Origin of the sequence: Leisingera caerulea DSM 24564, from assembly GCF_000473325.1 — a bacterium.
Taxonomy (GTDB): domain Bacteria; phylum Pseudomonadota; class Alphaproteobacteria; order Rhodobacterales; family Rhodobacteraceae; genus Leisingera; species Leisingera caerulea.
On record NZ_KI421513.1, the window covers coordinates 3,431,073 to 3,457,898 of the forward strand.

At 64.1% G+C, this 26,826-nt stretch carries 25 protein-coding genes; 13 read left to right on the forward strand and 12 right to left on the reverse strand.

The annotated features are described in order from the left end of the window. Positions 1 to 58 precede the first annotated feature (58 nt). A complete protein-coding gene (locus CAER_RS0123925) occupies positions 59 to 3,526 on the reverse strand; it encodes a YhdP family protein (RefSeq protein WP_027237746.1) in 3,468 nt (1,155 codons plus the stop codon). Positions 3,527 to 3,576: 50 nt separating this feature from the next. Here CAER_RS0123925 and CAER_RS0123930 point away from each other — a divergent pair, with 50 nt between their 5' ends. The 6 genes from CAER_RS0123930 to CAER_RS0123955 all read left to right on the forward strand — a co-directional run bounded on the left by CAER_RS0123930 (position 3,577) and on the right by CAER_RS0123955 (position 9,336). Next, a complete protein-coding gene (locus CAER_RS0123930) occupies positions 3,577 to 4,038 on the forward strand; it encodes a peroxiredoxin (protein ID WP_027237747.1) in 462 nt (153 codons plus the stop codon). Positions 4,039 to 4,298: 260 nt separating this feature from the next. Then, positions 4,299 to 5,141, forward strand: a complete 843-nt coding sequence (locus CAER_RS0123935) for a ferritin-like domain-containing protein (RefSeq protein WP_027237748.1) — start codon at positions 4,299 to 4,301, stop codon at positions 5,139 to 5,141. Positions 5,142 to 5,219: 78 nt separating this feature from the next. Beyond that, a complete protein-coding gene (locus tag CAER_RS0123940; protein ID WP_027237749.1) occupies positions 5,220 to 5,756 on the forward strand; it encodes a ribosome modulation factor in 537 nt (178 codons plus the stop codon). A gap of 279 nt (positions 5,757 to 6,035) precedes the next feature. Next, a complete protein-coding gene (locus CAER_RS0123945; RefSeq protein WP_027237750.1) occupies positions 6,036 to 7,367 on the forward strand; it encodes a M23 family metallopeptidase in 1,332 nt (443 codons plus the stop codon). After that, a complete protein-coding gene (locus tag CAER_RS0123950; protein ID WP_027237751.1) occupies positions 7,357 to 7,905 on the forward strand; it encodes a bactofilin family protein in 549 nt (182 codons plus the stop codon). Before CAER_RS0123945 ends, CAER_RS0123950 begins: the two co-directional genes overlap by 11 nt. Before the next feature lie 201 nt (positions 7,906 to 8,106). Further along, positions 8,107 to 9,336, forward strand: coding sequence for a calcium-binding protein (locus CAER_RS0123955; protein ID WP_036797568.1), 1,230 nt, complete (start codon positions 8,107 to 8,109; stop codon positions 9,334 to 9,336). A 52-nt stretch (positions 9,337 to 9,388) separates the two neighbouring features. Here the strand turns inward: CAER_RS0123955 and CAER_RS0123960 are convergent, their stop codons facing one another. The 3 genes from CAER_RS0123960 to CAER_RS0123970 all read right to left on the reverse strand — a co-directional run bounded on the left by CAER_RS0123960 (position 9,389) and on the right by CAER_RS0123970 (position 11,552). Beyond that, on the reverse strand, positions 9,389 to 10,351 hold the full coding sequence (locus tag CAER_RS0123960; protein WP_027237753.1) for a DUF3179 domain-containing protein: 963 nt from the start codon (positions 10,349 to 10,351) through the stop codon (positions 9,389 to 9,391). Positions 10,352 to 10,504: 153 nt separating this feature from the next. Then, a complete protein-coding gene (locus CAER_RS0123965) occupies positions 10,505 to 11,053 on the reverse strand; it encodes a peptidylprolyl isomerase (RefSeq protein ID WP_027237754.1) in 549 nt (182 codons plus the stop codon). Continuing rightward, a complete protein-coding gene (locus tag CAER_RS0123970) occupies positions 11,046 to 11,552 on the reverse strand; it encodes a peptidylprolyl isomerase (protein ID WP_027237755.1) in 507 nt (168 codons plus the stop codon). Before CAER_RS0123970 ends, CAER_RS0123965 begins: the two co-directional genes overlap by 8 nt. A 141-nt stretch (positions 11,553 to 11,693) precedes the next feature. Between CAER_RS0123970 and CAER_RS0123975 the strand changes: the two genes are divergently transcribed. Further along, complete coding sequence (locus CAER_RS0123975; protein ID WP_027237756.1) at positions 11,694 to 12,884, forward strand: phosphoglycerate kinase; 1,191 nt, start codon at positions 11,694 to 11,696, stop codon at positions 12,882 to 12,884. Between the two features lie 66 nt (positions 12,885 to 12,950). Here the strand turns inward: CAER_RS0123975 and CAER_RS0123980 are convergent, their stop codons facing one another. After that, positions 12,951 to 14,585: an acyl-CoA dehydrogenase family protein gene (locus CAER_RS0123980; RefSeq protein WP_027237757.1), complete on the reverse strand. Its 1,635-nt coding sequence runs from the start codon at positions 14,583 to 14,585 to the stop codon at positions 12,951 to 12,953. Positions 14,586 to 14,817: 232 nt separating this feature from the next. On the opposite strand from CAER_RS0123980, the gene CAER_RS0123985 reads away from it, so the two are divergent. From CAER_RS0123985 to CAER_RS0124005, 5 genes are all read left to right on the forward strand, one after another. Beyond that, positions 14,818 to 15,117, forward strand: coding sequence for an FtsB family cell division protein (locus CAER_RS0123985; protein ID WP_027237758.1), 300 nt, complete (start codon positions 14,818 to 14,820; stop codon positions 15,115 to 15,117). A gap of 350 nt (positions 15,118 to 15,467) precedes the next feature. Beyond that, entirely contained in the window at positions 15,468 to 16,481 is a 1,014-nt protein-coding gene (pdhA, locus tag CAER_RS0123990) for a pyruvate dehydrogenase (acetyl-transferring) E1 component subunit alpha (RefSeq protein WP_027237759.1), read from the forward strand. Positions 16,482 to 16,497: 16 nt separating this feature from the next. Next, positions 16,498 to 17,886, forward strand: coding sequence for a pyruvate dehydrogenase complex E1 component subunit beta (locus tag CAER_RS0123995; RefSeq protein WP_027237760.1), 1,389 nt, complete (start codon positions 16,498 to 16,500; stop codon positions 17,884 to 17,886). A gap of 8 nt (positions 17,887 to 17,894) precedes the next feature. Continuing rightward, positions 17,895 to 18,155, forward strand: coding sequence for a hypothetical protein (locus CAER_RS0124000; RefSeq protein ID WP_027237761.1), 261 nt, complete (start codon positions 17,895 to 17,897; stop codon positions 18,153 to 18,155). Position 18,156: 1 nt separating this feature from the next. Continuing rightward, positions 18,157 to 19,482, forward strand: coding sequence for a pyruvate dehydrogenase complex dihydrolipoamide acetyltransferase (locus CAER_RS0124005; RefSeq protein ID WP_027237762.1), 1,326 nt, complete (start codon positions 18,157 to 18,159; stop codon positions 19,480 to 19,482). Positions 19,483 to 20,393: 911 nt separating this feature from the next. Here CAER_RS0124005 and CAER_RS28415 read toward each other — a convergent pair. The 6 genes from CAER_RS28415 to CAER_RS29895 form a co-directional block, all read right to left on the reverse strand. Continuing rightward, positions 20,394 to 20,951, reverse strand: coding sequence for a hypothetical protein (locus CAER_RS28415; RefSeq protein ID WP_051357846.1), 558 nt, complete (start codon positions 20,949 to 20,951; stop codon positions 20,394 to 20,396). 396 nt (positions 20,952 to 21,347) lie between these two features. Next, the gene (locus CAER_RS0124015) at positions 21,348 to 22,454 is read right to left on the reverse strand and encodes an alanine/ornithine racemase family PLP-dependent enzyme (RefSeq protein WP_245597402.1); all 1,107 of its coding nucleotides are present in this window, start codon (positions 22,452 to 22,454) and stop codon (positions 21,348 to 21,350) included. A gap of 11 nt (positions 22,455 to 22,465) precedes the next feature. After that, a complete protein-coding gene (locus CAER_RS0124020) occupies positions 22,466 to 23,665 on the reverse strand; it encodes a DUF1611 domain-containing protein (RefSeq protein WP_027237764.1) in 1,200 nt (399 codons plus the stop codon). 91 nt (positions 23,666 to 23,756) lie between these two features. Beyond that, positions 23,757 to 24,629, reverse strand: a complete 873-nt coding sequence (locus CAER_RS29400) for a hypothetical protein (RefSeq protein ID WP_245597403.1) — start codon at positions 24,627 to 24,629, stop codon at positions 23,757 to 23,759. Beyond that, entirely contained in the window at positions 24,601 to 24,954 is a 354-nt protein-coding gene (locus CAER_RS29405; protein ID WP_084299629.1) for a hypothetical protein, read from the reverse strand. Before CAER_RS29405 ends, CAER_RS29400 begins: the two co-directional genes overlap by 29 nt. A gap of 197 nt (positions 24,955 to 25,151) precedes the next feature. Beyond that, entirely contained in the window at positions 25,152 to 25,403 is a 252-nt protein-coding gene (locus CAER_RS29895) for a hypothetical protein (protein ID WP_154667828.1), read from the reverse strand. Between the two features lie 392 nt (positions 25,404 to 25,795). Between CAER_RS29895 and CAER_RS29410 the strand changes: the two genes are divergently transcribed. Continuing rightward, positions 25,796 to 25,984, forward strand: a complete 189-nt coding sequence (locus CAER_RS29410; protein WP_084299630.1) for a hypothetical protein — start codon at positions 25,796 to 25,798, stop codon at positions 25,982 to 25,984. 57 nt (positions 25,985 to 26,041) lie between these two features. On the opposite strand, the gene CAER_RS0124035 is transcribed toward CAER_RS29410, so the two are convergent. Then, the gene (locus CAER_RS0124035; protein ID WP_027237766.1) at positions 26,042 to 26,776 is read right to left on the reverse strand and encodes a Crp/Fnr family transcriptional regulator; all 735 of its coding nucleotides are present in this window, start codon (positions 26,774 to 26,776) and stop codon (positions 26,042 to 26,044) included. Positions 26,777 to 26,826: the final 50 nt, after the last annotated feature.

The window sequence follows — 26,826 nt, forward strand, 5'->3', positions numbered from 1 at the left end:
CGCGCGCTATAGGATGTGCTGCAGGGAAAATCTATGGCGATTTTCGCCCCCAGCCAGTTTACTTGTTGGCCCCAAGCGGGGTTTGGACTTGCTCTTCACCTTCCTCCAGAAGCTCCCCGTCAACGGAGAAGGCCCTGTCGTCCCCCGGCACCTTCGGCGGAGGACCGCGGAAGATCTCACGCAGGAACCCCGGCGCCAGCCCGGCCAGCGGGTTGACCGACACCGAGGGATCATCCGCGGTGCCGCGCAGGGTGAAGGTGAAGCCGAACAGCCCCTCGCCGTCCCGGGGCGACAGCACCCGCCCGATAGCGTTAAGCAGATACACCGGCGAGATCACCCCGCGCATGTTCAGGCGGCTGCTGTTCAGATCAAAGTTGCCGTCCAGCGACAGCCCCATCGACGGCCCGACCGCGCTGCTCTGGTGCAGAATCAGATGCGAACCGCCCAGCCGGAACCGCCCGTCCATGCTGGTGAACAGGATGCCCTGGCCGGTCATCTCGTCCAGCAGCCCGACCAGGCTGATCGCGTTCAGAATCGCCGCCATCGACGGCGCATTGCGCACCCGGATGTTGCGCACGCTGACCCGCCCGTCGTATTCGCCCGGCCTCTCTGCCGGGACCAGCGTCATGTCGAAACTGCCGCCGCGGCCATGCTCGAACACCCCGGCAGACCGGAACACGCCGCCGGCATCATTGGCGCGGATGCGCGCCGCGGTGCCGTTGTTCTGCGGCACCACGGTGCCTGCCACGGGCGTCTGCCCGTTCAGGCGGGCGGTGAACTCCCCATTCATGCCGCCCTGGGTCGAAAACCGGCCCTGAAAGCTTTGCAGCCCGATGCTGTCCGTGACCTGCAAATTCTGCAAACGCAAGGAGATCGGAACCGACCCTCCGCCGCTGCTGCCGCCGCCGCCGCTGCCGGAGCTTTCCGAGAACGGCGAGCGGTTCAGGTCCAGCCTGCCGCCGGTGACCTCAATCGCTGGCGGTGCGCTGCCGCGCCCGCGGAAGGTCACCGCGCCCTGAAACCAATTGCCCACCCGCGCAGAGGAAAACACCGCCTGATCCAGCCCGCCGCCCTCGCGCGTTGTGACCCGGCCGGTGGCCGCCAGCCCGGGCGCCTGCAGTTCCAGCCGCTCCACCGTCGCGGTCTGCGCCAGCTCTGCCGACAGCGACAGCTTGCCTGCCGCCGCCATGCTCTTGCGCCAGCCGATCTCCGCAATCCTCAGGCCGACCCCGGCAAGGTCCGAGTCCAGCTGCAGCCGCGGCGGCGCGCCGGGCTGCAGATCCACCGTGTAACGGCCCTGCCCTTGGCCGAAGACGGACCCGCGCGGCAGGCCCAGGTTAAAGGCGGACACGGCCTCTGCCGACAGTTCGATGGTGCCCTCGGCCCGGCTGTCGCGGGGGGCGTCCTTGCCGATCTTCTGCCCCCAGCTGACGGTCAGCGGCACACCCGACAGGCTGCCGCTGCCGCTGATGCGCACCTCACCCTGGTTGCCTTCGATCTTCAGCAGCGGCGCCACAGCGGTATGACCCGGCACCAGCTTGCTGGTCTCCACCGCCCGCGCCTCACCGCTGTAGTGATAGAGGATCTCTTCCGGCTGCACGCCTTTGCGCAGCGGCAGCGACAGCGTGCCCGCGGCCTCCACCTGCCCCTCGGCCAGATCGACCGGCAGCGACGCCTTGTCCATGATCTCAAGCGGCTCGCGGTTCAGCAGCGACAGCGCCGCAGTCACCGAACCGCGCGCAGCAATCCGGGCAATGCCGGGGGTGCCGTCGCGCACCGTGGTGTCCGGGATGATGAAGGAGGTTCCTGTAACATCCACGTCACCGCCCTGGTCCGCCGTGACCACCCCCTGGGACGCGGTGACCACAAAGCGGTTGCCGTAAAGGCTAAGCTGGCCCGCCGCCTGCCGCACCGGCGGCATGAACTTCTGAAACAGCACCTCGGCCTGTTCAAAGGCCAGATCCAGGCTGACGAACGGCTTGCCGCTGCCGCGCCCGCGCATGTGGAAGCCCACATCGCGCACCAGCCCCGCATGCAGGTTCTCCCGCACCCAGGCGCGCGGCTTGGACGCCAGCGCCTCCGGCCACAGCTGCTTGACCCGCTCGACCCCGACCTGATCGACCCGCCCGTTCAAGTCATAATCCCAGCCTTCGGGCCCGGCCCCGATCACACCGTCGAAATGGATCCGGCTGCCGCCGTCGCGCACCAGCATCTCGCCCAGCCGCAGACGGAAGGGTTTCAGCCGCAGATCGAAATCCGCATCCACCGCCGGGAATTTCACCGGCGTCTCGAACAGGCGGCGCGGGTTCAGCTCCAGATCGGCAAAGCGCAGCTGGCCGGTCAGCCCGGTCAGCTGCCCGTTCTGGATCCCCGCCAGGCTGGCCTGCCCCTGCATCACCCCGGAGCCCCAGCCGCTCTGCACACTCAGCTCGGCGAATTCCAGCTTCTGCGCCGCCGGGTCATAGGTGAAATAGCTGCGCGCCCCGGTGATCGGCACCGGCCGGGTCTGCGCCTCCGGCTGGATCACCCCCTCGCCGATCCGCAGGCTGGCCTGCACCGGCTCCAGCGTGCCGTCGCGGCGCACACCGCCGCGCAGGGAGCCGGAAATCGGCGCCCGCAGGACCCCCAGCCAGCCAAGCGCCGGGCTTTGCAGGGCGATGTCCTCACTAGCGATCTCCGAGACAAGAACCCCGAATTCCGCCTCCGGGCTGCCGATCTCCGAGGTATAACTGGCCTCGACCGAGCCCACGTCGCCGCGTCCGCTCAGCACGGAAAACACCGCCGAGGCCGACACCGCGCTGCCGCTCTTCTGCAGCCGGACCCGGCCGCCGTCCAGGGTCCAGGCGCGGCCCAGGCGGTCATCGGTATAAGACAGCGTCAGCTCGCTGGTCTCGACCCCCCGCAGTGCCGCCAGAACGGGCTTGTCCAGCTGGCTGTCCCATTGCTTGATCAGCTCCACCAAATTGCCCGCCTGCCGGGTTGGCAGTCCGCCGCTGGCAAAACTCAGCGCCAGCGTTCCATCCTGATTGCGCCGCAAGACTGCGAACAGACCGCTGAGCGAGATTTGCTTGGGCTGGACCTGGCCGCGCAGCAGCGGCCGCATCGCCAGGCTCGCTTGGGCATCTGCCAGCTGGGCAAACACCGCGCCGTCCGGGTGGCGCAGCACCACGTCCTTGAGGCTGACCCGCGGCCGCCAGCCCTTGTTCACAACCACATGGATGGCGCCGAAGTCGATCTGCAACCCGTTCAGGTGCCGCTCGATCCGGGTCTCCACCCGCTGGCGCAGCCACTCCGGCGCATCCAGCCGGGTGCCAAGGCCGAAATAGATCGCGCCAGCACCCAGGAAGCTCAGCAATGCAAGCAGCCAGACAGCACCGCGCAGCAGCCGCCAGCGCCAGCGCCGCCGCACCGGTGCCGCAACGCTGGCCTCCGGGCCGGGCACGGGCCCGCGCACAGGCACGGCCTCGGCCGCAGCGCCGTTATTCTCGCCGGCTTGTTTGATCTCAGCTTTCCCTTTGCTGCTCATGGGTTATGGTTGCCGCGCAATGAGTTGCGCAAATTACCGGAGACAGGCCGATGCCCGACGTTTCAGATCCCGCCCCTTCCTTTACCCTGCCCCGCAGCGGCGGCGGAGAGGTCACTTTGTCCAGCCTCAAGGGCGCGCCCGTGGTGCTGTTCTTCTATCCCCGTGATGATACTCCCGGCTGCACCAAAGAATCCATCGCCTTTTCAGAGGCTTTGCAGGCCTTTGCCGACGCCGGGGCGCAGGTTTTCGGGATCTCCAAGGATACCGTCGCCAAGCACGACAAATTCACCGACAAACACGGGCTGACAACGCCGCTTCTGTCCGATGCGGAGGGCACGGTGTGCGAAGATTACGGCGTCTGGAAAGAAAAGAGCATGTACGGCAAGAAGTTCTGGGGGATCGAACGCTCAACCTTCCTGATCGACGCCGAAGGCCGCATCGCGCGGGTCTGGCGCAAGGTCAAGGTCGACGGCCACGCCGCCGAGGTGCTGGAAGCCGTCCGCGCGCTTTGAGGCGTGGCGGCGCTGAAGGCACGGCGGGGGGGCTCCCGCCAGTTCTGCCCGCGACCTGCCGGGCGCAGGCCGCGCTGTTGGGCCCGGCGCCGCCCCTGCGGGCGGCGCGCACCGCGCGTCCCGCGCGGTGCCAGGCCCAAGGCCGCCAGGGCGATCAGCCCGCTGATCGCCCGCGGACGCGGGAGCGCTGCCGTTTCCGCACTGGACTCCGCCGCCCAAATCAGGTGAACCCGGGCCAGCCGCTGCAACAGGAGACCCGCATGACCGATCAGCCCCTAACGCTCGCCGGACGCGCCGCAGAGGTGCTGAACACCGCAGACGGGCGGCAGAAGACCGCGCTGTCGCGCCGCCACGCCGCCGCGTGGTTTGCCTTCCGCAACGGCTCCGGCCCGGACATCGCCATCGGCACCGCCTCCCCGCCGATGCACCCGGCCCGGCCGGACAAGCCTGAGCTGCTGCACCCCCGCGACGTGCCCAAGCGCAAGCCGGGGTCCGAGGCCGGCCGCCTCGCGCTGCTGCATGCCGTCGCCCATATCGAGCTGAACGCCGTTGACCTGCACTGGGACATCATCGCCCGTTTTTCCCACGTGCCGATGCCGGTGGGCTTCTTCGACGACTGGGTCAAGGCCGCGGATGAAGAATCAAAGCATTTCAACCTGATGTGCGACTGTCTTGAAGCGCTGGGCAGCCATTACGGCGCCCTGCCGGCCCACGCCGGCATGTGGCGCGCCGCCGAGGACACGGCAGAGGACCTGATGGGCCGCCTGGCGGTGGTGCCAATGGTGCTGGAGGCGCGCGGGCTGGACGTCACTCCCGGCATGATCGAAATCTTCCGCAAGGCACAGCTCACCCAGGCCATCGACGCGCTGGAGGTGATATATGCCGAGGAGGTCGGGCATGTCGCCTATGGCTCCAAATGGTTCAACTTCCTGTGCGGGCGGGACAACCTGGACCCCAAGGAGGTGTTTCACGCGCTGGTGCGGAAATACTTCCACGGCGCCCTGAAGCCGCCCTTCAACGAGGAAAAGCGCGCCGATGCCGGGCTGCCGCCGGATTTCTACTGGCCCTTGGCCGATCAGGCGCGGGACCTGCCGGGCCGCTGAGGCCTGGCGGCCCACAGCCTTCTTTACCAAACCGCCTCAGCCGCCTAGACTGGGAAACCTCGGCAGCCGGGTGATCCCATGTTCGAAAACGACTTTCCTTTGCTCAGCACAGCAAGCCTCGTGGCCCTGATCCTGCACACGGCAAAGTCCGGCCCGGTAACGCTGGACAGCTGTGAAAAGGCGCTGGGCGGTCTTTTCCGCCAAGCCAACGAAACCCCGGGCCTGCCGCCGGAAGCCCTGCGCGAACGCCTGGCCGGGCACCTGTCCGACCTGGAGATCGCCGGCATCCTGGTCCCGGCAGAGCCGGTGCCGGGAGAGGCGGCCAGCTGGCGGCTGACCAGCCGCGGCCACCAGGCCCTCACGCGGCATCCCGAAGGGCTCGACCAAACCGACCTTGCCAAATACCCCGAATTTGCCGCCCACCTGCGCGACACCGCGCATCACGCCTGCGGCATGGACCCGCGGGGCGCGCAGTTTGACGAGGGCTACCGCGCCGGCATGAACGGCCAGCCCTTCACCGGAAATCCATATGGCTTCGACACTGCCGATCACCAGGCCTGGGAAAGCGGCTGGACCGAAGCGCAGGAGGAACGGCGCAAAGGCCAGCCGGGCTGATCTGCCCGGCCCTCCTTCGGCGCGGCACACGTCCTGGCCGGTCAGGCGGTGCTACCGGCGTCCCGGAGCCGAGCCATTCTCCGGCGCAGTTCTTGCCATTGCTGCTGCCTGCCCGCCGCTCCTTTCGGCAAAATCCCGCCGATACACCTCACCTTACCGCCGGCATCCGTCCCAATGGGTCAACAGGCTTGCCCAATCGGCCCGCCCTGTCTATTCACTTCGCCCAAGGCACCGGATCCGCCTTGCGGCGCCGGTAGGGAACGGGACAGGGAACGGACTTTGCGCACACGGCTCGCGATCAGAATTCACGCGTTTCTGGAGCGCCGCTTTCCTGAGCGGCGGGTGTTCCTCAAATCCGACAGCGACACGCGTTTCATCCGGCTGCGGTCGGAAACCCAGCTGGTTGCGGTGGCAGGCATCACCCTGTTTGTCGCCTGGACCATTGTCGCCACCGCCATCGTGCTGATGGACAGCATCGGCGCCGGCAATTTCCGCGAGCTGGCCAAACGCGATCAGCAGACCTACCGCGAACGGCTGAACGCGATCTCCGCCGAGCGCGACGCCCGCGCCGAAGAAGCCCTGGCAGCGCAGGAGCGGTTCAACGCCGTGCTGGCCCAGATTTCGATGATGCAGTCTGAGCTGCTGGCCTCGGAAACCCGCCGCCGCGAGCTGGAAACCGGCATCGAGGTGATTCAGACCACCCTGCGCGACACCATGAGCGACCGCGACGGCGCCCGCAAAGCGCTGGCGCAGCTGGAGGCGGAAACCCAGGACGAAAACGCCGCCCCCGCGGTCATGGCCAGCGCCACGGAGCAGATGGACATGCTGGCCGGCGCCCTGACCGACACCGCGGCGGAACGCGACCGGATCATGGCCGACGCGCTGGACGCCATCGGCCAGCGCCAGGAGCTGGAGCTGGAACTGCAGCTGATGGAAGAGCGCAACGGCCAGATCTTCCGCCAGCTGGAAGAGGCTGTCGCGGTCTCGATCACCCCGCTCGATAAAATGTTCCGCAGCGCCGGCATGCCGCCCGACCGGATCCTGGAGCAGGTGCGGCGCGGCTACAACGGCCAGGGCGGGCCGCTCAGCCCTTTGGCAATGTCGACCCGGGGTGAGGAACCGTCCCCGGAAGAGCTGCGCGCCAACAATATTCTGGCCCGGCTGGACCAGCTGAACCTGTACCGTCTGGCGGCGCAAAAGGCGCCGTTCGCCACCCCGGTCAACCTGGGCCAAGTGCGCCAAAGCTCCGGCTTCGGCTACCGCCGCGACCCTAAGACCGGCGGCCGCCGCCTGCACAAGGGGTCCGATTTCGCCGGCCGCACCGGCACTGACATCTTTGCCACCGCCGACGGCGTCGTGACCCACGCGGGCTGGCAATCCGGCTACGGCCGCCTGGTGACGATCCGCCATGCATTCGGCATCGAAACAAGATACGCCCATAATTCGAAACTCCGCGTTAAGGCCGGCCAAAGGGTCTCGCGCGGGGATCACATTGCTGATATGGGTAACACCGGACGGTCCACCGGGACCCACCTCCACTACGAGGTGCGGGTCAACGGGCAACCTGTAAACCCCATGATCTACATCAAGGCTGCGAGAAATGTTTTCTAAGAGCAAAATCAACGAGCCCGGGCCGAAGCAGGCCGAAGCAACCCCGGCTGCCCCCGCCTCTGCCGCTCCGGCTGCACCGGCGGCCAGCGACTACAAGTCCAGCGCGCCCAAGGCCAAGCCCGCCGCATCGCTGCTCAGCTCGGATCTGCACATCACCGGCAACGTCAAAACCACCGGCGACATCCAGGTCGAAGGCACCGTCGAGGGCGACATCCGCGCGCACCTGCTGACCGTCGGCGAAACCGCCACCATCAAGGGCGAAATCACCGCCGACGACGTGGTGATCAACGGCCGCATCGTCGGCCGCGTGCGAGGCCTGAAGGTGCGCCTGACCTCCACCGCGCGGGTCGAAGGCGACATCATCCACAAGACCATCGCAATCGAAAGCGGCGCCCATTTCGAAGGCTCCGTGCAGCGCCAGGACGATCCGCTGAACCCGGGCGGCCGCAAATCCGCCCCGGCGGCAGCCCCCGCCGCGGCCCCGGCCCCCTCGGCAGCGGTCCAGGCCGCCACCGCGGCGCATAAGGCCGAAGGCTGAGCCTGAACCATTCCGCGACGAACAGCAAACGCCGCAAGCCTCTGCTTGCGGCGTTTCTTTTTTGCCATCATCCCGCAGGGTCAGGATTTCCCGCTCTTTCAAATTCGCGCTAAACGTGAAAATCAATTCTTAGTTAAAGCCGCCTGCGCCGGAGGCCCCTGGCGCCCGGCGGCAGTTCAATAGCAGAAGGCCTTTCGCATCATGAAAGTTGTCATCGACGATCCCAGCGGCGCGTGGACATTGACCGGTTCCGCCTGGAACAACTTCAGCAACCCCACATTGCTCGCCTACACGGACAGCTACATCACGCTTTCTGGCACAAACGGCTCCGTGATGGAGATTCAGGGCAATTTCAGCAGCAGCAGCTATTACAATTGGACCATCTCCTCGATGGCCATCTACCAGAACGGAACCACCAAGGTTTCTATCTCGGAAATGAACATCAGCTACTACCAGCTGGACTACCTTGGCGGCAGCAGCTCGCTCAGCGGCAGTGACACCATCACGTCCAACGTGCAGACCGGCACTTACTGGGCGACCTATGGCGGCAATGATGTGCTCACTCTGGGCACCGGCGACGACACGGTGGACGGCGGCAGCGGCACCGACCGGCTGGTCATCAACGACACATTCGGCAATGCCACCGCCTCTTCCAGCTACAGCGCGCTGGTTCTCAACAGCGCGGACGGCCAGGACCGCATCAGCGGCGTCGAGATCCTGGAATTTGCCAACCGCACGCTGGCCCTGACCGTCGGCAGCTCCAGCAGCAACAGCCTGCAGGGCGACAGCACCGCCGGCATCAGCCACGATCTTATTCTCGGCGGCATCGGCAACGACACCCTGCGCGGTTTGTCGGGCAATGACGTTCTGAAAGGCGAAGACGGTTCCGACAGCCTCGACGGCGGCTCCGGCCTGGATCAGCTGGACGGCGGCACCGGTGCGGACACCCTGACCGGCGGCGGCGACAACGACTTCCTCAGCGGCCAAAGCGGGGACGATCAGCTGGACGGCGGCCAGGGCAGAGACAGGCTGCTCGGCGGCACCGGCAAAGATCATCTCAAGGGCGGCAACGGCAACGACACCCTGTCCGGCGGCGGCGGCAATGACACCCTGTCCGGCGGCACCGGCGGCGACAAGCTCAGCGGCGGCAACGGCCGCGACGTGCTGCTCGGCCACAAGGGCAACGACCAGCTCACCGGCGGCGGCCGCGCCGACACCTTTGTGTTCCACAAGGGCCACGGCAACGACACCATCACCGACTTCACCGCAGGCCAGGACCACATCCAGATCGGGCGCGGCGCCTCCCGGCTGGGACAGCTGGACTTTGAGCAGCAGGGCGATGACGTGCTGGTCTCCTTCGCCGATGTGACCATCCTGGTGGAAGACATCAGCGCGGCGCAGCTGCAGGACGCGGATAACTTCCTGTTCTAAGCCTGCGGGCCGCGGCACGGATCAAGGCGCGCCCCGCCCGGCGCGCCTTTTGTCATTTCAGCATCCACTTGCCATCCGGCCAGAATGCGTGGAAGGCAAAGGCGAACATCACGTCATGGGGCACATCCCGCCCCTGCCCGTCCCGCACCCGGACCGACCCGATGTCGCGCCCCCTGGCAATCGTGCCCGCATCCAGCGCCGAGGCCTGGCCTGCCCGCCAGCTCAGCACCACGCCGGCCTCGCGGATCCCGCCCTCGCGCGCCAGCCGCGACAGCGGCCAGGCCCGGTTGCCGACCCGCACCACCCGCTCCATCGGCGCCAGCCCGTGCGGCGGCGGGGTGCCGTCATACAGGAACGGCCAGTCCGACCTGTCGTAATTCACATATGGGTTCTGCCCGTAACGCCGGTTCCACCCCGGCTGCGCCATCACCAGCCCGTCCGGGTTGCGGGCGGTGAACTCTTCCCAGCTTTCCACCCAGCTCGGCAGCGCCGCCAGCCGGGTGCCGCTCATCCTGCCGACAATGGCGGTGCCGATTGCCTGCTGCCACCAGCTTTGGGTTTCGCGGTCATACATCACCAGATCCGAATGGCGCAGCTTGCCGGTGACCCCAAAGCGCAGAACCCCGGCCCGGGTGCGCCGGTCAAAGGTCATCGCAGAGTTGCACAGCGGGCAATAGGTCACCGCCACCGGCACCCCCGCCACCACGTCATTCACGATTTCATGCCAGGTCAGGTAGCGCAGCGGATAGGCCCGCGGCCGGGCGCCCTCCAGCTCCAGCGTGATCACCGGCTCGCGCGGCTTGATGCGGCGGTCTTTGGCTGCCTCTGTGAACTGCGGTGCATCCAGCGCCGGAATGCCGTCCTTGGGCACCCCGCCCGAGCGGATTTCCTGCCAGTCCTTAACCAGAGTCTGGCTGAAGTCGGTCTTGGGCCATTCCCTCTGCCAGATCTGCGGATCGGCATAAGCGCTGCCCGCCAGCAGCAGCCCGAAACACAACAACACCCCCCTCAGCATGACCAGCACCTCCCGGTCCCAGTAAACGGCGGCAGAGAGGCGCGGAACAGGGGCGGGCACGGGCTTGTGACCGGCTGTCATCACCCCGCACAAGCAAAGGCCCGCCCCCGGGGTGCCGGGCGCGGGCCATTGTCTTTCAAAAGCCGGAAGGCGCTATTCGGTCACGCTCACCTTGGCCATGGTGTCGGGCTGGCCGATCACCGCGCCATTGGGACCGGCACCGCGCTTGATCGCATCGACCACATCCATGCCTTCGGTCACCTTGCCGACAACCGTGTACTGGCCGTCGAGGAACGGGCCCGGGGCAAACATAATGAAGAACTGCGAGTTGGCGCTGTCCGGGCTCTGTGACCGGGCCATGCCGACCACGCCGCGGTCATAGGTGATGTCGGAGAACTCAGCCGCCAGATCGGGCCGGTCAGAGCCGCCCTGCCCGGCCCGGCGCATGTCGCCGCCGGCCTTGCCGAATTCGACGTCGCCGGTCTGCGCCATGAAGCCTTCAATCACCCGGTGGAACACCACACCATCGTATTTGCCTTCTTCGGCCAGTGCGGTGATCTGTTCCACATGCTTGGGCGCCACATCCTCGAACAGGTCGATCTTGATGGTGCCGTTGGCTTCCCCCTCGACCTGGATTTCCAGGCCGGTGGCAAAGGCCGGCCCTGCCGCCAGCAGGGCCAGAGCGGTCAGGCACTTACGCATCCGCAGCAACCTTGACGCTGATCATGCGGTCCGGGTTCGCAGGCGGCTCGCCGCGGGTGATGGCGTCCACGTGCTCCATGCCCTCGATGACACGGCCGTACACGGTGTACTGGCCGTTCAGGAAGTGGTTGTCCTTGAAGTTGATGAAGAACTGCGAGTTTGCAGAATCCGGGTTGGCAGAGCGCGCCGCGCCCAGGGTGCCGCGGTCGTGCGGCAGCTTGGAGAACTCAGCCGGAACATTCGGCAGCGAGGAGCCGCCGGTGCCCGCCATGCGGATGTTAAAGCCGTCTTCCATGTCGCCGTTGGCCACGTCGCCGGTCTGCGCCATGAAACCGTCGATCACCCGGTGGAAGCAGACGTTGTCGTATTCGCCGGCACGGGCCAGTTCCTTCATCCGCTCGGAATGCTTCGGCGCCACGTCGGGCAGCAGCTCAATCACAACATTTCCGTCTTTCAGTTCGATGATGACGGTGTTTTTGGGATCTTTGATCTCGGCCATGTGGCCCTCCTGTCGTCGAAATTTGCAACGATAGTTAAGGCCAGCGCCGGGAAATGCCAAGGGAGCATTGACTGATGCGCAAAAACCCCCGAAACAGCGCGCGGATTTGACTGCACTTTCACCATACAAGGGGTTTCGCAGATGGGCTGGAAAACACTCGACGACATGGATCTGAACGGCAAGCGCGTGCTGGTGCGTGTGGACATCAACGTGCCGATCGTCGACGGCGTGGTGACCGACTCCACCCGCATCCGCCGCATCGCCCCCACCGTGCGCGATATTCTGGCCGCAGGCGGCAAGCCGATCCTGCTGGCCCACTTCGGCCGCCCCGGCGGCGAGCGCCGCGAGAACCTGTCGCTGAACCAGCTGGTGCCGACACTGGAGCGCGCCTTTGAAACCCGCGTGCTGTTTGCCGCCGATTGCGTCGGTGCCGGCGCCGAAGCCGCTGCCGATGCGCTGCAGCCGGGCGAAGTGCTGCTCTTGGAAAACACCCGCTTCCACGCCGCCGAGACCAAGAACGATCCCGACCTCGCCGCCGGCATGGCCCGCCTGGGCGAGGTTTACTGCAACGACGCCTTCTCCGCCGCCCACCGCGCGCATTCCTCGACCGAGGCGATTGCCCGCCTGCTGCCCGCCTGCGCCGGCCGCCTGATGCAGGCCGAACTGGAAGCGCTGGAAAGCGCCCTGGGCCAGCCCCAGCGTCCGGTGACGGCCGTTGTCGGCGGCGCCAAGGTTTCGACCAAGCTGGAACTGCTGGGCAACCTGATTGAGAAAGTCGACCACCTGGTGATCGGCGGCGGCATGGCCAACACTTTCCTGGTCGCCAAAGGCCTGCCGGTCGGCATCTCCCTGGCCGAGCGCATCATGAAGGACACCGCAGCCGAGATCCTGGCCAAGGCCGAGGCCGCGGGCTGCGAGATCATCCTGCCCGTTGACATCGTGGTCGCCAAGAAATTCGAAGCCCACGCCGAGCACGAAACCCTGCCCGCCGATCAATGCCCGGAGGACGGCATGATCCTGGACGCAGGCCCGGAAAGCCTCGCCCGCATCATCGAGGTTTTTGCAAACAGCAAGACGCTGATCTGGAACGGCCCCCTCGGTGCGTTTGAGCTGGAGCCGTTCGACGCCGCCACCAACGCGGCCGCGCTCAAGGCCGCGGCGATGACCCGTTCCGGCCAGCTGATCTCGGTTGCCGGCGGCGGCGACACCGTTGCGGCCCTGAACGCCTCCGGCGCAGCCGGCGACTTCACCTATATCTCCACCGCCGGCGGCGCCTTCCTGGAATGGATGGAAGGCAAAACCCTGCCCGGCGTCGCCGCACTGGAGCAGTAAGCCCCGCGCGGTCAGCGCTGTCCGGCCCAGCTGCAAAGCTGGGCCTTTTTCTTGTCCGGCGCGGCCCTATGCGCCGCGGAACCGCGCCAGGACCGCCGGCACATCCAGCCCGGCCACCGAGCCCGGCAGCGAACCGCGCTCTCCGGCAACCCGGCTTCCCACATAACCCTCTGCCACTGCAGCAGGCGCCGCGTCCATCAGGCAGGCCGCCGTCATCAGCGTGGCCAGGCTTTCGGCGAACCAGCGCGCCTCCGCCTCATCCGGCAGCCCGGGCCAGCGCGCCCGGTGCGCCGCCAGCGCCGCGTCATAGCGCCTGTCCCCGCCCCTGGCCCCGTCCAGCAGCGCGTTCAGCGCCGCACTGGCCCGCGGCTCCCTGGCCAGCGTGCGCAGGATATCCAGGCAGATCACGTTGCCGGAGCCTTCCCAGATCCCGTTCAGCGGTGCCTCGCGGTACAGCATCGGCATCGGCGTTTCCTCGACATAGCCCATGCCGCCCAGCACCTCCATCGCCTCGCCGATCACCGGGATGCAGCGCTTGTTGCCAAGGTATTTCGCCAAAGCGACCCCGATCCGCGCCAGCGCCCGGCTGTCCGCATCCGTCCGGTCAAAGGCCGCCGCCATCGCCATGCCTGCGGCCAGCGCGCCCTCGGCATCCAGCACCAGATCCGCCAGCACCGCGCGCATCAGCGGCTGGTCGATCAGCTTCCTCTGAAAGGCCGCACGCCCCTCGGCCCACCAGAACGCCTCCGCCAGCGCCGCCCGCATCAGCCCGGCAGGCGCCAGCGCGGTGTCCAGCCGTGTGTGATGCACCATTTCGATGATGGTGCGCACGCCCGCGCCCTCCTCGCCCACCCGGTGCGCCAGCGCATCTGCGTATTCGATCTCGGAACTGGCATTGGCGCGGTTTCCCAGCTTGTCCTTCAGCCGCTGCAGCCGGATGCCGTTGCGCCCCTCCTCCAGCCAGCGCGGCACCAGAAAACAGGTCAGCCCGCCGTCGGCATAGGCCAGCGTCAGAAACCCGTCCGACATCGGCGCCGAGCAGAACCACTTATGCCCGGTCAGCCGGTAGTGCGCGCCGTCCCGCACCGCCCGGGTGGTATTGGCCCGCACATCAGAGCCGCCCTGCTTCTCGGTCATCGCCATGCCCAGCGTCGCGCCGCGCTTGTGCGCCACCGGGCGCACCGCCGGGTCATACTCCGCGCTCAGCAGCTTCGGGTGCCACAGCGCCGCCAGATCCGGCGTATGGCGCAGCGCGGGGATGGCGGCATAGGTCATGGTCATCGGGCAGCACACGCCCGGCTCCACCTGGTTGAGCATATAGACATGCGCCGCATGGGTGACATGGCCGCCCGGCCTGCCGTCCCAGGCGGCATGGGCATAGCCCAGCCGCTGCGCCGCCGCCATCACCTGATGATAGCCCGCGTTGAACCGCACCTCGTCCAGGCGGCGGCCGGAGCGGCTGAACAGCTCCAGCCGCGGCGGGTCGCGCCGCGCCTCCGCAGCAGCCTCCAGCAGCGCGCCGCTGCCGTATTCCGCCCCCGCGCGGGCAAGCGCATCCGCGCGGCCGCCGTGATGCGCCGCATAGGACCGCAGCGCCGCATCCTCCGCCCACAGATCGCGCCCGCCGCGCGGCTGCGGCTGGTTCTGCACCTCATGAGTTCCCAAATCGCCGCGCCCGGCGCAGGCTGCACTGTCTTGCATCGCTGATCCTCCCTGCCCCCCAGCCTGCGCAAGCGGCCTGCCTGAGGCCAGCACAGCGCGGCGTCACCACCGGGCTGCCGTTACGGCAGCGCCGGGGCCGAACCGCAAAAAATTCCCCCTGTGGACAGTTTTGGGATTCACAAGCCGATTCGGTTGTGGCATACATAAGTCAGACGCCGGGAAACGGCGCAAAATCAAAACACTACAGCAGTAACATACAGGCACTCCCAACGTGACCCGAAGCACCCGGCCGTCTTTTGGCGCCATCGCCTTCTTTGCTATCGCCTTCGCGCTCAGCGCGTATTTTACCTTTGCGGCGGTACAAGGCGACTTCGGTCTATTCCGGAGGGTCGAGATCCAAGCCGAAGCAGAAGAACTGCGGCTGGATCTCGGCCGTCTCCAGACCCAGATCGGCGATATGGAAAACCTGACCCGCCGCCTCTCCGACGATTATCTCGATCTCGACCTGCTGGATGAGCAGGCCCGTTCGGTGCTCGGCCTGGTCCGCGCCGACGAGATCGTGATCCGCTGACCCCCGCCTCTACGCTCCCTGTGTAACACCGGCGGCGGCCGGTTCGTCCAGCCCGCCTGCAACAGCCTCCCAAACAGATAGCCGCCCCGGATGCCGGTCGCGGCCCTTGCTGCGCGGCTTGCCGGAACCCCTCCCGCTGTCCCGCTGCAAAAGGGCCTTCCCCTGCCGGGCGCAAGCGGCCATGATGCGGCACCTGCCGCAGCCCCGCCGGCGTGGCATTTTTGCGCGCCCTCGGCGGTTTTTTACGCGGCGGAAACCCCGCGGCAGAATAACACTATTCAGCCGCCGCAAAACCGGTTATGAATTTGTTTAATGCTAAACTATCTAGCCTACAGGGGGAGCCGACCACCATGGCCGCTAGAAAAACCACAAAGAAACCAAACGTTTCTGCCGAAGAACTCACCCACTACTACCGCGAGATGCTGCTGATCCGCCGATTCGAGGAAAAATCGGGCCAGCTGTACGGCATGGGTCTGATCGGGGGCTTCTGCCACCTCTACATCGGCCAGGAAGCCGTTGTCGTGGGCCTCGAGGCCGCCGCCGAGGAAGGCGACAAGCGCGTCACCTCCTACCGCGATCACGGCCACATGCTGGCCTGCGGCATGGACCCCGACGGCGTCATGGCTGAGCTCACGGGCCGCGAGGGCGGCTACTCCAAGGGCAAAGGCGGCTCCATGCACATGTTCTCCAAGGAGAAGCATTTCTATGGCGGCCACGGCATCGTCGGCGCCCAGGTGCCGATCGGCGCAGGCCTTGCATTCGCCGACAAGTACAAGGGCAACGGCCGCGTCACCTTCACCTATTTCGGTGACGGCGCCGCCAACCAGGGCCAGGTCTACGAGACCTTCAACATGGCCGCCCTGTGGAAGCTGCCGGTGATCTTCGTGATCGAGAACAACCAGTACGCCATGGGCACCTCGCAACAGCGCTCCACCTCCAGCGCCGAGATCTGGGAACGCGGCAAGGCGTTCGGCATCCCGGGCGAAGCGGTGGACGGCATGAACGTCCTCTCCGTCAAGGAAGCGGGCGAGCGCGCCGTGGCCCACTGCCGCAACGGCGACGGCCCCTACATCCTTGAGGTCAAAACCTACCGCTACCGCGGCCACTCGATGTCGGATCCGGCCAAGTACCGCACCCGCGAAGAGGTCCAGAAGATGCGCGAAGAGCGCGACCCGATCGAGCAGGTCCGCGACATGCTCCTGACCGGCAAGCACGCCACCGAAGAGGACCTCAAGGCGATCGACAAGGAGATCAAGGAAATCGTTTCCAAGTCCGCCGACTTCGCCAAGGAAAGCCCCGAGCCCGCCCTGGAAGAGCTCTGGACCGACATCTATGCGGACGAAGTGCCGCAGGAAAACGCCTGAGAGGGAAGAACAAGACATGGCAACTGAAATTCTGATGCCCGCCCTGTCGCCGACCATGGAGGAAGGCACCCTGGCCAAATGGCTGGTCAAGGAAGGCGATACCGTGAACTCCGGCGACATCCTGGCCGAGATCGAAACCGACAAGGCGACGATGGAATTCGAAGCCGTCGACGAAGGCACCGTCGGCAAAATCCTGATCGGTGAAGGCACCGAAGGCGTCAAGGTGAACACCCCCATCGCGGTGCTGGTCGAAGACGGCGAAAGCGCCGACGACTACGAGGCCTCCAGCGCCAAGGAAGAGGCCCCGGCCCAGGAAGCGCCCGCCGGGGAAGCACCCTCGGACGAACCCGCCGCCGCCGCACCGCAGAAAGAACCTGCCATGCCGGCCAAGGTTCTGGAGCCCGACTACCCGGAAGGCACCGAGATGGTGCAGACCACCGTGCGCGAAGCCCTGCGCGACGCCATGGCCGAGGAAATGCGCCGCGACGAGGACGTGTTCCTGATGGGCGAGGAAGTCGCCGAGTACCAGGGCGCCTACAAGGTCTCCCAGGGCCTGCTGGATGAGTTCGGCGCCAAGCGGGTGATCGACACCCCGATCACTGAGCACGGCTTTACCGGCATCGCCACCGGCGCGGCCTTTGGCGGGTTGCGCCCGATTGTCGAGTTCATGACTTTCAACTTCGCCATGCAGGCGATTGACCAGATTATCAACTCGGCGGCCAAGACGCTTTACATGTCCGGCGGCCAGATGGGCGCGCCGATGGTGTTCCGCGGCCCCAACGGCGCCGCCGCCCGTGTCGGCGCCCAGCATTCGCAGGACTACGCCGCCTGGTACATGCAGATCCCGGGCCTCAAGGTGGTGATGCCCTACTCCGCCGCCGACGCCAAAGGTTTGATGAAGACCGCGATCCGCGATCCCAACCCGGTGATCTTCTTGGAGAACGAAATCCTCTACGGCCGCGCCTTCGACGTGCCGAAACTGGACGATTTCACCATCCCCTTCGGCAAGGCCCGGATCTGGCGCGAAGGCTCGGACGCCACCATCGTCTCCTTCGGCATCGGCATGCAGTACGCGCTGGAAGCCGCCGACAAGCTGGCCCAGGACGGCATCTCAGCTGAGGTCATCGACCTGCGCACCCTGCGCCCGATGGACCTGCCCACGGTGATTGAATCGGTCAAGAAAACCAACCGCCTGGTCACGGTCGAGGAAGGCTGGCCGCAGGGCTCCGTCGGCAGCTACATCGCGTCCGAAGTGCAGCGCGAGGCGTTCGACTACCTGGATGCGCCGGTTTTGACCTGCACCGGCAAGGACGTGCCGATGCCCTATGCCGCCAACCTGGAACGCCACGCGCTGATCACCACGGAAGAGGTGGTCGAAGCCGTGAAACAAGTGTCCTACCGCTAGAGGCACCGATGGAAATCAGGGGCCGCGATCCCGAAACCGAAAGCTACCGCGTCACGCTGACCGTCGACGGGCGCACAGTCACCGCACTGGTTCCCGAACGGCTGGCAGCAGACACACGGCTGATCGGCTCGCGGCCCTCCCATCAGGAGGCCTACGTCTGGATGGCCGAATACAAAGACAAGATCGAAGCCGCGATCACCCATCTGGCCCGCGGCACCAGGCGCCCCAAGGCGCCGTTTGACCAAATTGTTCTGATTGAGGAGCGCTGACATGCCCACCGAAATCCTGATGCCCGCGCTTTCTCCCACCATGGAGGAAGGCACCCTTGCCAAATGGCTGGTCAAGGAAGGCGACACTGTTTCCTCCGGCGACCTGATCGCCGAGATCGAAACCGACAAGGCCACCATGGAGTTTGAAGCCGTGGACGAAGGCACCGTCGGCAAGATCCTGATCGCCGAAGGCTCCGAAGGCGTGAAGGTGAACACCCCGATCGCGGTGCTGCTGGAAGACGGCGAAAGCGCCGACGACATCGACACCTCCGGCAGCTCCAGCGCGGACGCGGCTCCGGCCAAGGAAGCCAAGGAAGAGGCGCCTGCGGAAGCCAAATCCGAAGCGCCGAAGGAAGAGGCCAAAGCCGCCCCCGCCGCGCCGCAGGGCGCCGACGGCAACCGCATCTTCGCCTCCCCGCTGGCGCGCCGCATCGCCGCCGACAAGGGCCTGGACCTCGCGCAGATCGAGGGCTCCGGCCCCAAGGGCCGCATCGTCAAGGCCGACGTGATCGACGCCAAGCCGCAAGCCGCCAAGGAAGAGGCTCCTAAAGCCGAAGCCGCCAGCGCACCGGCGGCCGCTGCCGCCCCCGTGGCCGGCCCCTCCGCCGACCAGGTCGCCCGCATGTACGAGGGCCGCGAGTACGAAGAGGTCAAGCTCGACGGCATGCGCAAGACCATCGCCGCCCGCCTGACTGAGGCCAAGCAGCAGGTGCCGCATTTCTACCTGCGCCGCGACATCCAGCTGGACGCGCTTCTGAAGTTCCGCGGCGACCTGAACAAGCAGCTCGACGCCCGCGGCGTCAAGCTCTCGGTCAACGACTTCATCATCAAGGCCTGCGCCCTGGCGCTGCAATCGGTGCCGGACGCCAACGCGGTCTGGGCCGGTGACCGGGTGCTCAAGATGAAAGCCTCCGACGTGGCCGTCGCCGTTGCCATCGAGGGCGGGCTGTTCACCCCGGTGCTGCAGGACAGCGACACCAAATCCTTGTCCGCCCTGTCGGCTGAGATGAAAGACCTCGCCGCCCGCGCCCGCGACCGCAAGCTGGCGCCGCATGAATACCAGGGCGGCAGCTTCGCGATCTCCAACCTCGGCATGTTCGGCATCGACAACTTCGACGCGGTGATCAACCCGCCGCACGGCGCGATCCTGGCCGTGGGCGCCGGCGTCAAGAAGCCGGTTGTCGGCAAGGACGGCGAGCTGGCGGTGGCCACCGTGATGTCCGTCACCCTCTCGGTCGACCACCGGGTGATCGACGGCGCGCTGGGGGCAGAGCTCCTGAACGCGATCAAGGAGAACCTGGAAAACCCGATGGTTATGCTGGCCTGACAGGCCGCCTCTGCAAAACACCAAAGCCCCGGCCTCAGCGCCGGGGCTTTTTCTTTTGCGATGCAGCCGCCAATCTCAAATGCCCGCTTCGAGACCAAACTGCGAGTTCGAATTTCTCTCTGCGCGCTCACAGCAGGGAAAATGCGGCATCTGCAAAATTCTTAGTGCCGCCATGCGGCGGAGAACCCGGCCATTCAGGGCAGTGTGCAGCGATTTTAAACCGCAGACCCGTATTGCGCGGGACAAAAAGACCGCTTGATGAAGCTCCGCGGCAAGAGTCGCAAGACAGTGTTAGCTCATGCGCATGGCAACGGCGTCAACACAAAGCAGACCAGCCGTTCCGTAAGGCGCTCCCGGCTTCTGGATAAATGCAGCGGCCAGTGAGATCAGGCCATCCTGGCAACTGAACGATACAAACTGCAGTTCATTTGGACTGGCGCCCAGAGGCAATCACTCTCAGGGTGAGGCGCCTGGCCGGGTGGCCACTGACCACCTTCCGTATCAACGCAGACATAGCGTTCCGTTCGGGTAGGAGAGTTTGCATGTGCACCAGAACTGGCAGGTCATCATAAACCCAGCTCACTTCTTATCTAACCTGTTGCGTCAGATTCAGTTCATTCCTGCCGACCTATGAAGGTCCGCAGGCTGCCAAGGAGTAAAACCCGTTAAGAGCTTGGCGAAGTGCCGATCCGGCATAGTGAAAGTTGTGATGCCCGGAGGGGGTTCAACGGCGGCCAGGCGAGCCGGATCTTACCGAAACAGCGGTACGCCATGCATTTGAAGATTTGCAGCGCCGGCAGATCCGTTCACCGAACCATTCACTCCAGAAAACAGAGTTGCACCGCAAGCAAAGGCGCTCCCGCGGCACGTCTCCGCGGGCAGGTGTCACAAAGGCATCTTGTTCGTTTCTATCAGTCATCACGTGGCTCCTTGCCGCCCGGTATGTCCGGTGCAGGGCTGACAACTTTGTTGGCGCGATTGTCTGCCGGAGGTGCCAAGCCTTCGTTCTCAGCAGATTGGATTGCAAATGCGCCTGAAGGGCCTGCCTGTTCAGCACTTTGGGCAGCCTGCTCACGATCCTGGTCCGGAACGCATTCGCCAAGGTACAAACGGCGGATTTGGGCTTCAGACACGCCGTCAGCCTGCATCACCAAGCGCACCATCGGGTCGGCAAGCATTTCTTCAAGGAAGAACTGCGACAGGTCCTTGCCTGACAACTTGTCCTTGGCTTGGGCGCTCTCGAGGTCCGCCAGTGAAACAGTCAGGCTGCGAGCCAGCCCTGGATGTGACGCGCGCGGGTGCAACTGTATCAAAACAGAAGCTTTCCAGGCCTGGGGTGTCAGGTGGCCGGGAGGTGCGGAAAGTTCGGTTTCAATGCCGTATTCCCCAGCTGGGAGTGTCTCGTCAAATCCAGGCAAGGTGAAAGGGCGGGAGAATATAGCGACGGCCTTGCTTGTCAGCTGATCCATTTTCTGGTTCTCCTTTGCTGCGGTGCTGTTCTTGCCGGTCCGGCAAAGCGGAGTTGCCGCGGATTGACGGCATCAAGGGTCTTTAGAGGGCAGTCAGGGCTGGTCTTGAACATGCAAGCGGATCTGAACCCCTCTCTCTTTCTCGCATTTGCGCCAGCCGAATTGATCGGAAAAGCCGCGTCACCGGTGCCCAGACCAATGCCGGCGCTCAGGCCATTGAAAGAGATGTTTCGGTCGATCGGTTGCGAGCCGCAGTTTTCAGCCTCTCTGTGAGGCGAAGAAAGCACCAGCAGTCACATCAGATATAGGTATTCCCGGCTCAAATTGCTACGGGACGCTGCAGACTTGAGGCCGCTGAACGAGGTTTGGAGCTGCATCGCCAAGAGACCGCCGGCATCACAAGAGTGCCGGGTGCCGACCATTCCGCCTGGCTGAACGAGCGTCTGCAGAAGGTCTGTCGTCGCAAAGAACTTTTTCAACGTCGGGTGCTGCCATGGCGTGCAAAAGGGCGCTGTAGTTCAAACGCAGAGTTATCTCGCTCCCGATACGCAGCGGGCAATTCGTCGTTTCCACGACCAGGTGATCGCTGGTCGCACCGATGTAGGAAACCGCTGCTGGAAAGATCAGCCCGGCCGGATCTGTGTCTTGCAGCCCGATGGCCAGGATCGACCGGGTTTTCCAATGATTGCCTGGCACCAGGCTCAGCGCTGACAATGCAGGATCGGACAGCTTCAACGGTGCCAGCTTAGACTTTGTTTTTGTCTCGATCACCTCTGCCTGCAGGACGAAAGCGTCTGTGTGAAGCCCGTTTATCGGGTTTCCGGAAACCGGATCGGTGCCGAGCAGGATGGCCTCCCCCAGGCGCAGGTTATTCACCCTTCCTGCCGGTCCTGTATCAAGCGCCCACCGCAGATTCGCGGAACTGCCTCCGGAAACCACATCAACGAAGGGGCCGCATTCCGCTTCCGTGGCGTCCGCGAGTGATGAGAGTGCCGCCATATCCTCAGCAGTGGGAGCCGGGCCCGCCAGGCAAGCAAAGTTTGCACCGATGCCTCTGAGCAGCACGCCCGGTGTTCTGGTGACCTGAAGCGCGATGTCGGTCAGATCCTCGCGCATAATGCCTTCACGAAGATCCCCCATCTCCACCATCAGGATGATCCCGTGATTGGTGCCTTGGCGCAGGGCAGCAGCGGCGAGGCTGGCGATGATCCCGGCTTCGGTGTTGCAACTGGCTTCGCAGGACGAGACAACGCGCTCCACTTGGCTCAGCATGGGTGTCCGGATCATCAGGACCGGGCAGGTTATCCCTGCCTTGCGCATACGCTCAACATTTGCCACCCGCGCATCAGCCAGTCCTGTTGCACCGCCAGAAAGCATGGCTTTTGCAATGCCCGGGTGTCCGCATACGGCTTTGGTCACACCTGTCACAGTGATCCCGCGTGGGTCCAAGCGGTCGACAAGAACACGCGTGTTCTGACGGATTTTGCTCAGATCAATTTCCAAGCGCGGGGCACTCATAACGCAGCCTTCCCCGGCACCGGCCGTAATTGAGGATAAGCAGACAGAACAAGTTCAGCCAGATGCGCCGGAGGGCAGCTGAGGGCATCGCTGACCGGCAGGTCCAGTGTCCGCGCATGGTTCCTGATAGCAGCATTGATCTCCGCGTCTGTCAGCCCTTCATGGTTGAGGGTCACGCCGATTACCTTTGTGTCCGAAAACGCTTCGATCAGGGCAATCTCGTCACTGGGATCCGGCATTGCCATCTCCGGAAAGTCGCAGCGGTGCGCCCGCGCTGGCGCATGCTGGAGGATCACCGCGTCGGGCTGGCTGCCGCGCAAAATGAATGCGGAAGTGCAAAACGCCGGATGGCTGAGTGCGCCCTGGCCTTCGATCAGAATGACATCCGGCTGTTCGCTCTCGTATGCCGCAAGCACAGCCCCTTCCAATTCCCCGCAGCAGAATTGCGGCGGCACCGCGTCCATTGCGACGCCATACCTGCCGCCCTGCATCAAACCTGTTTGGCCTGTGCCAACCAGAACCGTCTTGATGCGTTGCGCATTCAGTGCCCTTTCGAGGAGGGTCGCCGTGGTCCGTTTTCCAATTGCGCAGTCGGTTCCCAAAATGGCGATACGGATCGCCTTCACACGCGCAATACTTCCGTCGAACAGGCGCATGTCCTTGCTGAGCCGGGGCTTTCGGATATCCCGGACAGTAACGTTCCAGGATTTTGCAGCAGCAATGATCTCCAGGTCTTCACTTAGGTATTCATGCAGGCCGGCTACGATGTTCATTCCCCGCGAGATCGCCTCCAGAACAACCTTCCGGTCGTTGCAGGAGAGTTTCCCGTTTGACGGCGCCATCCCGTAAATCAGCGTGTCAGGGACTGTGCGGTGATGGGAAATGGCGGCTTCAAGACTGCCGAAAACCGGGATCCGGTTGATTTCCCCATCAAGGACTTGCCCGCTGTCGCACCCGTGGTGCCCGCTGTCGATCACTGAAACTATCCGGTAGGCCTTTGAGTGGCGCACCAGCCCGTTTGCAGTTTTCCCATCATTTCCGGCGAAGTTTCCTTCGCAGTACACGATTGCACTGGGAACAGGGTGGAAGGGCAGCTTGCCATTGCTCCCAGGCTCCTCTGAGTGGACTGGTGAAGACAAACGCGCATTGCTTGCATTTTGCCGTGCTGAGAGGCCGGCTTTGGCTGCGGGGTCCATGATTTGTCCTTTGGATTGAAACAAGCGCTTGGCATTGACTGCCCGCCGCTAGTTATGACGCCGCCAAGCAGGGCAGCATAAGGTGCAAAGCCTAGTTACTCAGAACACAGCGGCCTCTTGCCCGCTGAAAGCTCTTGTTGCACTCCCATCGGTTGCCTGACCTGTCGAGATGAGCGTTATCCGGCAGTTTTATGAGAACACAGCGCTTTCCAGACACTTCGTAACCGCGCGCGCACTTCCAGCCGTTTCTGTAAGGTGCATCGTCAAAGTAGGCATTTTCGGGGATGAACACGGCTGTGCATGTTCCATCCTGTTCAAAGTACCCGCGCTCGCATGTCCAAGGCCGCCCATATTTTGAGCCGTTCAAGAAGGCGTGTTCCGGCACATCGATAGCAACGCATTTCGCACCTTTGGCCTCAAAACCCCGATTGCAGCGCCAAGCTGGCGCACTGGTGTCGTTCGTCAGATAGGAATTTTCCGGCAGGGCAATTTCCTGGCAGATGTCGTCGATCTTCCGGTATCCGCGCAAGCAGTTCCACCGCTTGCCCGAAGGATCGAGATACCCGCCTTCCGGGATAAAGACTTTATCACAAGATGTGCCTTCGACCTCAATATACCCATGCAGACACTCCCATCCGCTACCATAAGGCTTGTTCGTCGGGTACGCGTTTTGCGGCACGGCAACTTCAACACATGTATCACCGGCAAGGCGGTAGGACAGGTTGCATTCCCACCCGCCGCCGTAACTTTTGGCATGGGCGTTTTCTGGTATCGAGGAGGTGCTTGACTGCGAAAAAGCAGGCGCTGCGAATACCAGCAAAAGCCCGAACACGGCGGCAAAACGTCTGATCAAGGATTTCAGGAAAGCCCAGGAGACCATTTCTTTGACCGGCAACGCTGTGCTGGATTCAGAAGACACCGATCGGTCTGAAAAATCAGGAGGCATCAAGATCCAGCCCGGCAAGGCATGCCTGTGCAAGATCACGGTTTGGCTGCTCTGAGCCAGGAACCGTTGCCCAGCCTGCTTCCATAACGGCATCCCGGCGCTTGTAAGACATAGCCTCCTGGATTAATGCCAGCTTGGCAGTCCGGTTGGAATCTGTTTGTGCCTGGTCGACGCAAACCGGCACCAACGCCGCGATCAACGCGTCATGGGATCTGGAACTGGCCATTGCATCTGCTCGGCTTCCCGTCACCCAGCCGCCCCAGGAGAACCCTGCGATGGTAATGGAGACGGCGCCAATCAGGGCTCCGTAAACTCCGGGCCTCAGCCATTCGGGATAAGTCATCTCTGGTCCTCCTGCGGAGAAAGCGCCGCGTCGCTATGATTGCTGTTTTGTGTCAAATCCGCTGGCGCGGCTTTGCGCAGTTTCCAAGTCACTCTGGGTGATCATGCGCAATTCGGTCCGGCCTGCTTGGCCGCCCCTGCCCAGGACCAGCAGATAGGTTGCTGCGGTCCGGTAGGCCACGAAGCTGAGCCCCTGAATCAGCTCCTCTTCCACGATGACTTCGCAGGCTCGGGCAGGAAGTTCTTCTGCATAGCCTGCCAAAAACAAACGGATGGGAAAACGTCACCGTCGATCTGGACGACCGTGTGTTCATCCAGGTTCTCATTGAATTTCTGTTTGGCTTGTTTGGCTGCCTCTGCCGCAAAAAAGCTTCCTGGGATCTTCAGGGCGTGATCCCGGCAAAGCTGAGTATCATCAAAGACCTTAAGGTGAGCGCGAAGTTCACGCACTGATCGATGTTAGCGCCTATCAGCTTTTCAAGTTTTGACGGTACCAAGCTAGACTGCGGCCGCCAGCAGCGGCCGGTGCCACCCCGGTGCCGGTCTGCGTCGGCTTAATGCAGTCTCCGACGCGCACGTGGGCAGGAATAGCCTTCGTCGACAACTTTTGCTCAGGCGAGTGCAACCAGTCTTTGCAGAGCGCCCGAACCGGGAAACCGCTAGCTAACCTGTGTCAGTACGTGCAGACCCAATCCCGGATACAAGGACTGAACCGGCGCCGTATTTTGCCGGTGTGTGATTGTTTCCGAGTGCCAAAGAAGCGCGGGGTATGTGCTGGTCCAATCCGGTCTTGCACATAGTTCGCGCTTTTTATTCTCGGAGACATTTGAAAGGACACCGAAATGACCCCCGAAACAAGAAGACTTTCTGTGAAATTGGATTCCATAAGAGCTGCCTGCGAAAGAGCCCCGGCCGGGCCGAAGAAAGAAGCGGCTTGGAAGCATTACAGGCTTGCGGAGAAGGCGCACAGCGATGAAAATCACACCGAAATGTACAGGGAGCTTGACGCGGCAAAACAAGTTCTCGCCTAGCCTGACCGTTCTGAACCCGCCAGCCGGCAGCCTGGGCTTTACCGAAGGGTGACCGTTTCATTTCAAAAGCGGTCCGGTTTGGTCCAGATATGCCGGATCGAAATCCGCCATTTCCATGAGCCGGTCAATATCTCCGAACTTCACGTGGCCCTCCCGGAAGGTGACCAGTTTTCGTTCCCGAAGTTGACGCAGAACACGATTCACATGGACAGCGGTCAATCCCAGAGCATCAGCAAGATGGTACTGGGTCAAAGGGCAGGCATAGCCCTCCTTGCTTCCCAGTCCGACGAACGCCAGCCTGGCACCAAGTTCCAGCAGAAAATGTGCCATTCGCGCATCTGCATCGCGGCGTCCCAGCCCGACAAGATGCTCAACAACCATCGCTTCATCGCGTGACGCCGCCCAGAGTATGGCGGCCGCCAGCCTTGGGGTGTCGGCAAATGCTCCCAGCAGGTCACCTGCCATAACCTCGGCTGCTTCGATCTCCACAACAGGCTCGATGCTATGGTCCGAAGTGCGCAGCAAAACGCTGCGCAATCCCAGAAAATCACCCGGTATCTGAAAGTCGACGATTTGGCGCGATCCCTCCGGCTGGATCTTGTACGAGCAGGCCCAGCCCGAAGCCAGAATGTACGCGGCCTGTCCAGGCTGTCCCTGATGCACAAGGTCACAACCTGCCGCAAAGGTTTTCCGCCGCTGATGCAGCTGAGTGAGTACGGCCAGCTCATCTTTTGAAAGAGTGGCAAATGCCGACAGCTTCCTTGCGAGCGGGCTGTGTTCGATGGAGTTCATAACCCCTCCTGAGCTGGCGCGGTGGTATTGAACACCGCCGGTCCCCGGAA

Excerpts from the sequence above, each read along its gene's own strand:
- CAER_RS0123925 (WP_027237746.1), bottom strand. The coding sequence starts at position 3,526 with ATGAGCAGCAAAGGGAAAGCTGAGATCAAACAAGCCGGCGAGAATAAC.
- CAER_RS0123930 (WP_027237747.1), top strand. The coding sequence starts at position 3,577 with ATGCCCGACGTTTCAGATCCCGCCCCTTCCTTTACCCTGCCCCGCAGC.
- CAER_RS0123935 (WP_027237748.1), top strand. The coding sequence starts at position 4,299 with ATGACCGATCAGCCCCTAACGCTCGCCGGACGCGCCGCAGAGGTGCTG.
- CAER_RS0123940 (WP_027237749.1), top strand. The coding sequence starts at position 5,220 with ATGTTCGAAAACGACTTTCCTTTGCTCAGCACAGCAAGCCTCGTGGCC.
- CAER_RS0123950 (WP_027237751.1), top strand. The coding sequence starts at position 7,357 with ATGTTTTCTAAGAGCAAAATCAACGAGCCCGGGCCGAAGCAGGCCGAA.
- CAER_RS0123955 (WP_036797568.1), top strand. The coding sequence starts at position 8,107 with ATGAAAGTTGTCATCGACGATCCCAGCGGCGCGTGGACATTGACCGGT.
- CAER_RS0123960 (WP_027237753.1), bottom strand. The coding sequence starts at position 10,351 with ATGCTGAGGGGGGTGTTGTTGTGTTTCGGGCTGCTGCTGGCGGGCAGC.
- CAER_RS0123965 (WP_027237754.1), bottom strand. The coding sequence starts at position 11,053 with ATGCGTAAGTGCCTGACCGCTCTGGCCCTGCTGGCGGCAGGGCCGGCC.
- CAER_RS0123970 (WP_027237755.1), bottom strand. The coding sequence starts at position 11,552 with ATGGCCGAGATCAAAGATCCCAAAAACACCGTCATCATCGAACTGAAA.
- CAER_RS0123975 (WP_027237756.1), top strand. The coding sequence starts at position 11,694 with ATGGGCTGGAAAACACTCGACGACATGGATCTGAACGGCAAGCGCGTG.
- CAER_RS0123980 (WP_027237757.1), bottom strand. The coding sequence starts at position 14,585 with ATGCAAGACAGTGCAGCCTGCGCCGGGCGCGGCGATTTGGGAACTCAT.
- pdhA (WP_027237759.1), top strand. The coding sequence starts at position 15,468 with ATGGCCGCTAGAAAAACCACAAAGAAACCAAACGTTTCTGCCGAAGAA.
- CAER_RS0123995 (WP_027237760.1), top strand. The coding sequence starts at position 16,498 with ATGGCAACTGAAATTCTGATGCCCGCCCTGTCGCCGACCATGGAGGAA.
- CAER_RS0124000 (WP_027237761.1), top strand. The coding sequence starts at position 17,895 with ATGGAAATCAGGGGCCGCGATCCCGAAACCGAAAGCTACCGCGTCACG.
- CAER_RS0124005 (WP_027237762.1), top strand. The coding sequence starts at position 18,157 with ATGCCCACCGAAATCCTGATGCCCGCGCTTTCTCCCACCATGGAGGAA.
- CAER_RS28415 (WP_051357846.1), bottom strand. The coding sequence starts at position 20,951 with ATGGATCAGCTGACAAGCAAGGCCGTCGCTATATTCTCCCGCCCTTTC.
- CAER_RS0124020 (WP_027237764.1), bottom strand. The coding sequence starts at position 23,665 with ATGGACCCCGCAGCCAAAGCCGGCCTCTCAGCACGGCAAAATGCAAGC.
- CAER_RS29405 (WP_084299629.1), bottom strand. The coding sequence starts at position 24,954 with ATGACTTATCCCGAATGGCTGAGGCCCGGAGTTTACGGAGCCCTGATT.
- CAER_RS29410 (WP_084299630.1), top strand. The coding sequence starts at position 25,796 with ATGACCCCCGAAACAAGAAGACTTTCTGTGAAATTGGATTCCATAAGA.
- CAER_RS0124035 (WP_027237766.1), bottom strand. The coding sequence starts at position 26,776 with ATGAACTCCATCGAACACAGCCCGCTCGCAAGGAAGCTGTCGGCATTT.